Below are 5,482 nucleotides of genomic sequence, written 5' to 3'. Positions count from 1 at the left end.
ATCGCTCAGACTGGGAATGGCTACACGACAATCAGCTTCACGGATGGCCATTTCTCATCCGTGACCGGAATAGAGTGGCTCCAGTTCGCTGACGCTGGATGGGCGATCGCGAGCTGATCCAGCGCACTCTGCCGGATCGGTGGCGGCGGCTCGAGCGTTCACGGAGTGAGTGCGGCGGCCAATCTGGCGCCAGGTCGGAGGCTTCTCGCCCGAAAGGATGACCATCACCAACGCGTCGCGGATTGCCTGGCCCTCTGCTGGTACTCCGGACCGTAGGTCCCCAGGACGGCCTATTCCGGTGAGACGGCACCCCCCCGGGACGGGAGGAGGATGAGCTTGGATGGGCGTTCGCCGGCTAAGGCTAGGACGAAATTGCCCAGCCCGTATCAGCGAACTGGAGCCATTCGATCCCGGTCACCGACGAAAAGCGGCCGTCCGTGAAGCTGACTGTCGTGTAGCTGTTCCCAGTCTGAGCGATCGAGGCAAGTTCAGCGCTGGCTCGATCGGCGAAGTAAACCGCATCTGCGCCAGTCTCGTCGAAGATGATGTCCCCTTGATCGTACCGTAGCACCACGAAGACATCGTTGCCCTCGCCGCCGTACATGAGATCGTATCCTGTGCCGCCCGTGATGTAGTCGCTCCCGAAACCGCCTGAGATCACGTCGTTCTCTGTCCCGCCGTAGATGAAATCCCCGCCTGCGTCTCCCTGGAGACAGTCTGACCCGCCAGGCCAACGAGCGTGTCCGCACCGCCTCCACCGTAGAGCGCGTTCACGAGCTCGTTGCCCTGGATATAGTTGGCCGCGGCGGTGCCATCTCCGCTGACTACGACGCCTGACCTAAGAACAAGATTTTGGACGTGATCCGGGAGATAGTAGGCGCCCCTTTGGAAGGGCTCAAGAATGATTCGAAAATAGTGTCGTTCCCTCTATCTTGCCAGTTCGAGAACAACGTCGCTAAGATCGTCTACGATGTAGCTGTCGCTCCCCCGCCGGCCGTCAATCGTCACGGACTCGCTGGCTGGCCGCAGCCTCATTTCTTACCGTCGGCAAGAGTTGAAGCTGTGTCCTCGCCATCATCAAGGCCTGAATTGGTGCGACGCACTTCCTGATGAGACGTCTCCCTAACGTCGCAGCCGAGATGGGTCTTGCACGTGCTCGCCTACAAACCTGACCAGGGTGATGAACATCATCGGAAGCGGCCAGCTTCTGGCCACAATGAGGGCTTGAGCCGAGTTCCCGGCCTGCTGCCCGCTACAACGGCAACTCCCATGAGAACGCGTTGTGCCTGGCACCCTTTGCTGAAGGGCCGGGGCCTCTGGGCTGACCCCGTCCGCTCGTCCGGACCCCGCGTCTACATCCGGCCCGGGAATCCCCTGCGACGGGTATGGTATCCTGCGAGCGACGTCTCCGGAGCGATCGTGGTCTCGGTAAAGAGCATCCCTTGGGAGCCGGGCAGCGAGGGGCTGGCCTTCACTCTCTCCAACGGAGTCAGCGGAGTGTTTGAGATTCCGCGGTCGATGAGCCGCCCGGCCGCACGCACCCCGGGTTCTTGATCTTCAGTCAGTGCTGGCAGCGGCCGGAGGCGTAGCGGGTGCCCTTCCGCTTCACGACGATCCCCTCGAGGTCCATGCGACAGGCCGCGGCGTAGAGCTCGGCGCCGTTCCCTCGTGGCGGTCGGAGAAGGCGATCGCGGCCGGCCGACGATCAGCCAGAAGACCGGCCAGGCGCTCGCGCCGGATCTCGATCGGCAACGGCCGGAGGTCCTCGCCGTCGAGCATCAGGAGGTCGAAGGCCCAGAGCACCGCACGCCGGCAGCCATCCTCGCCCCATGGGCGCGGAAGTCGGAGCGGCCGTCCGGAAGCTGGCACACCGCCTCACCGTCCAGCACGACGTCGCGGCCGAGTTGCTCGAGGCCCGCGGCGATTCCGGACATCGCTCCCGTCCAGGGTAGGCCGTTGTGGCTCCAGATCCGCGGCCGGCCCGCATCGACCCGGACGCACAGGCCCCAGCCATCCATCTTGACCTCGAATGTCCATCCGGGCCCGCTCGGGATCATGTTGAACGGCGTCAGCAGGCACGGCGCGATGAAGCCCCGCGGCTAGTGCTGGTCGCGGGCCGATACGCGGGCACTCTCGCCTTGGCCCTGTGCGCACGCTGCTGAGCCAGCGATGGGCGAGCCGAAGGGTAACCGGGACAGCTAGAGAGGGCGGCCCTAGCTCCGATCGATCTCGTCCAACACGGGACTGTGTTTCTCCTGGGCAATGCCCGCAACGGAGGGCTAGAACTCGACAGCGTGGGAAACGCTGCCGAACGTCGGACAGATTAGCGGGCGTCAATCTACGTTTTCAGGGAAACGTTGGATGTTCACTTCCGCCACAGCACAGGAGCTGCAGCGACGGGCGAAGAGGCCGCAGCCCTTCAAACCTGCCGGGAGTTCGTAGGCGCTCCAACGATGCCACCCGAATATACACATAAGCTTCCGCATCCCCATTCCCAGCAACCTCGAAGTCCGTACGCTGCCTAGTATATCGACTTTTGCCGGATAGTTGACCGCAGATTTCAAACAGACTGAGCCGTTTCAGCAGGCAACGCGGTGATCGTGGATAGTGACGATCTGCCAGAGTGAGGTTACGAATAGCTATGCCTATGCCACGCGCCACGCAGAATCAGATCGCACTGCTCCGGGGCATTGTCCTTGAGCAATGGGGCGGTGCGGAGAAGGTCGAACGCCTGTTCGCGACATCGCCTGCATACGAGACCGCGTTCATCCACGCCGTGCATGGCCGCTACGAAGGCGCGCTTGATGAGATTTGCCCGTGGGTCGTGCGGCATGCTCCTCAGATCCGAGACATGCGCCTGTTCGAGATTAGCTGCGGGACTGGCTCAAGCACGGCGGCGTTCTCGACAATCTGCAATGGCGTGGTCGGATTCGACGTCGACCCAGGGCCAATCGGGCTCGCACAGAGACGGCTCGAGTGCTTCGGGGCGGTCGAGAGCGAGGCCCACCACAGCTCGTTCCCGGACATCCTGGCGAGGCTTGAAAGCGAACTCCGGGTCGACAGCGTTCTGCTCTTCGCCGTGCTCGAACATATGTACGTGTCTGAACGTATCGACGTGCTGCGGCGCGCTTGGACACGCATTCCCTCGGGTGGCGTCATCATAGTCTGCGAGACGCCGAACCGCCTATCCTACTTCGACAGGCACACGTTCCTTCGCCCCTTCACGACATGCTCCCGTCGGAGCTCGCGAAGATGGTGGCCCCCATCTGCACGAACGACGCGACCAGGGTCGAGATCGAAGCCCTGCCGGACGACTTCGGGCGTATCCGCGACGGCATGACCCGCATGGGGTGGAGCGGCCCGAGCTTATCATGAATTCCAGCTAGCAATTGGCTCCGAGGTTCATTCGTTTGTGGTGTCCGGCGCTCTGGATCCGGAGACTGAATCGGTTAACGGTCCTTATCGCGCCGAGCACGACGCGCTCGCTGGCGCGTTCGAGCGCCATGCTCCGCACGTGAATGCGGCATTTGCAATGCCGATGCTCTACCTGATCCTGCGGAAGCCCTGAAGGAAGCCCGACTGGAGCAGCCGGGTTCGTATGCAGTTGAGAACCTTCTTCCGCGTCATGTCGCCTTCTCTCGATCCCTCAAGCTAGGGTGACCGGGCCCACGACGTAGCACCCGGCCCGGATCATGGCGCCCTGTGGGGTGATCCTGCCGTGGTTGAGGTTGCCGTTCGCCCAGAGCGCGAAACCGGGCGAAGGGGAAGAGCTTGCTGATCGCGCCCATGATCAAGGCGACCAGGGCCGGGATCAGGACGGAGGTGAGCAACGCCCGGCTGTTCATCTCCACGCAGCTCGTCGAGCGCCTCGTCAGGATCGTGGCCGCGAGCGCCAGCGTCCGCACGGCATAGCGGATCATGGGAGACCTCGTTTGGAGAGCCCGGGAGCCGCCGGGCGCGGGCGTTCAGCCGCGAGCGGCGAGATCAAGAGCGGAGTCGGCCGAGACGCGGTCGAACCAAGCGCCTTGAGAGGCGAGCCAGCCAGACGGCTGGGCAGTCGGAATGACGACCGGTTCGATGACAGGAGCGGCAGCCTTCGGCGGAACGACGACGTGAGCAGCGCCCGGAGCGTAGCCGCCCACCCTCAGAGCCGCCGCGAATGGGCGATGATGGCCGGCGATCGCCGCCGCCTTTCCGTCCCGTTGATGATGCGGCGGGCGTTGACCGGATCGGACCGGCCGGGTCCGAAGTAGTCGGACAGCTTCTTGCCCGTGAACCAGCCTGCCTTCATGCCCTCGAACATGACGCGCGCGGCGACGGCCGGATCCATCGTCAGATCGGGCTTGGCGATCAGGTCGACCCCGACCGCCCTGCCTGCCCGAAGATAGTTCGAACGGCCCGTGAGCTGGACATAGCCGCGGCCGCAGAACCGGACGCCGCCTTCTGGCTGCAGGTTGCCGAGCGCCTTCGCGACCGCCGGACGGCTGCCCTGGATGTCGTACATGCGCCGGTCGTAAGCGTCCCCGCCGTACTCCTTGACCGGCTGCATCGTGCGCGCCGTCTCGTGGATCGTGGTCGCGAGGCAGTAGCCGAGCGGCTCGAGATCGATGTCTGCCGGCGCCGCGGCCAGGATCGCGTTCATCCCGTCCACCTGGCTCTGCTTCATGCCAAAGCAGAACAGAGGCCCGCGGATCGAGCGATAGAAAGCGCCGCGTTCAGCATGCTCGTTTCCAGACATGGAAAGGCTGCCCGGGGGCCGGCCTTTAGTTCAGGGTGCCGAAGGTCGTGTTCGCCCCGGCGGGCATGTATTTGGTCGTGAACCCACGGACGAAATTCGCGTTCGCCGCGTTGAAATCTGAGCCTCCGGCCTCCTGCAGGAAGGTCGCGGCATAGGACCCCGTCTGCACAGCGCTGGATCCCACCACGCTCACGTTCTGTGAGTTCCACAGTAGGATGGCCTGGTTCCCGGTGCTGCCCTTGCCGACATCACGGAACGTGTCGGAAATAGAGATCTGATTGCTGTCGGAGATCCCGTAAGCCGTGACGTTGGTGTTCATCACGAGGTTCCCGCGCAGAACCGCATGCGTCACGCCGGATAGGGCTACAGCAGTCGCCGTGGTCAAAAGCCCAGGCTGGCCGACGACGTTGCCCTCGATGGTCACTCCCTGAACATTCGTCAGCGAAGCCAGGGTTCCCGGATAGGACGCTCCCGAAGCCGAGACGATGTCGTGGTTATGCGCGATGAGCAGCTTTTTGACGGTCGGGTTCGCTGCGCTGTATCCCGAAGCAAGAACCCCGGCAGTCAGACCGTGAAACTCATTCCCCACGATCTTATAGTCTCGGTGGTCATAACTCGTGTTGACGCCAGCTTCGATCGAGACACCATAGATCGCCGAGTAGACCGCGAAGTAGGTATTGTCGCTGGTCGAGACCGTGTTGTTCTGGAACCGCGTGTTTCCGCCGACGAGGCCGCGCCCGCGCA

At 63.4% G+C, this 5,482-nt stretch carries 6 protein-coding genes and 2 pseudogenes; 3 read left to right on the top strand and 5 right to left on the bottom strand.

Annotated features, from left to right (window positions below):
- Positions 1-361 precede the first annotated feature (361 nt).
- From ACO2SS_RS28645 to ACO2SS_RS28635, 3 genes and pseudogenes are all read right to left on the bottom strand, one after another.
- On the bottom strand, positions 362-661 hold the full coding sequence (locus ACO2SS_RS28645; RefSeq protein WP_423281272.1) for a hypothetical protein: 300 nt from the start codon (positions 659-661) through the stop codon (positions 362-364).
- Positions 641-712: pseudogene (locus ACO2SS_RS28640) on the bottom strand (calcium-binding protein); the annotation flags it as partial. The pseudogene ACO2SS_RS28640 and the gene ACO2SS_RS28645, both read right to left, overlap by 21 nt.
- 1,066 nt (positions 713-1,778) lie before the next feature.
- Positions 1,779-2,018: a hypothetical protein gene (locus ACO2SS_RS28635; protein WP_423281271.1), complete on the bottom strand. Its 240-nt coding sequence runs from the start codon at positions 2,016-2,018 to the stop codon at positions 1,779-1,781.
- 623 nt (positions 2,019-2,641) lie between these two features.
- Between ACO2SS_RS28635 and ACO2SS_RS28630 the strand changes: the two are divergent.
- From ACO2SS_RS28630 to ACO2SS_RS28620, 3 genes and pseudogenes are all read left to right on the top strand, one after another.
- A pseudogene (locus ACO2SS_RS28630) lies at positions 2,642-3,208 on the top strand (methyltransferase); the annotation flags it as partial.
- Between the two features lie 44 nt (positions 3,209-3,252).
- Positions 3,253-3,375, top strand: a complete 123-nt coding sequence (locus tag ACO2SS_RS28625; protein WP_423281273.1) for a hypothetical protein — start codon at positions 3,253-3,255, stop codon at positions 3,373-3,375.
- 411 nt (positions 3,376-3,786) lie between these two features.
- The gene (locus tag ACO2SS_RS28620) at positions 3,787-3,912 is read left to right on the top strand and encodes a hypothetical protein (protein ID WP_423281270.1); all 126 of its coding nucleotides are present in this window, start codon (positions 3,787-3,789) and stop codon (positions 3,910-3,912) included.
- A gap of 232 nt (positions 3,913-4,144) precedes the next feature.
- Here ACO2SS_RS28620 and ACO2SS_RS28615 read toward each other — a convergent pair whose 3' ends face one another.
- Positions 4,145-4,666: a glycoside hydrolase family 19 protein gene (locus ACO2SS_RS28615; RefSeq protein ID WP_423281269.1), complete on the bottom strand. Its 522-nt coding sequence runs from the start codon at positions 4,664-4,666 to the stop codon at positions 4,145-4,147.
- A 97-nt stretch (positions 4,667-4,763) separates the two neighbouring features.
- Positions 4,764-5,482, bottom strand: a 719-nt coding sequence (locus tag ACO2SS_RS28610) for a hypothetical protein (RefSeq protein WP_423281268.1), incomplete at its 5' end; no start/stop codon positions are given.

It is taken from the genome of Enterovirga sp. CN4-39 (genome assembly GCF_049446235.1).
Lineage (GTDB): Bacteria > Pseudomonadota > Alphaproteobacteria > Rhizobiales > Beijerinckiaceae > Enterovirga.
This window is presented reverse-complemented; position numbering and strand designations above follow the sequence as displayed.

Excerpts from the sequence above, each read along its gene's own strand:
- ACO2SS_RS28635 (WP_423281271.1), bottom strand. The coding sequence starts at position 2,018 with ATGGATGGCTGGGGCCTGTGCGTCCGGGTCGATGCGGGCCGGCCGCGG.
- ACO2SS_RS28625 (WP_423281273.1), top strand. The coding sequence starts at position 3,253 with ATGGTGGCCCCCATCTGCACGAACGACGCGACCAGGGTCGAGATCGAA.
- ACO2SS_RS28620 (WP_423281270.1), top strand. The coding sequence starts at position 3,787 with ATGATCAAGGCGACCAGGGCCGGGATCAGGACGGAGGTGAGCAACGCC.
- ACO2SS_RS28615 (WP_423281269.1), bottom strand. The coding sequence starts at position 4,666 with ATGAAGCAGAGCCAGGTGGACGGGATGAACGCGATCCTGGCCGCGGCG.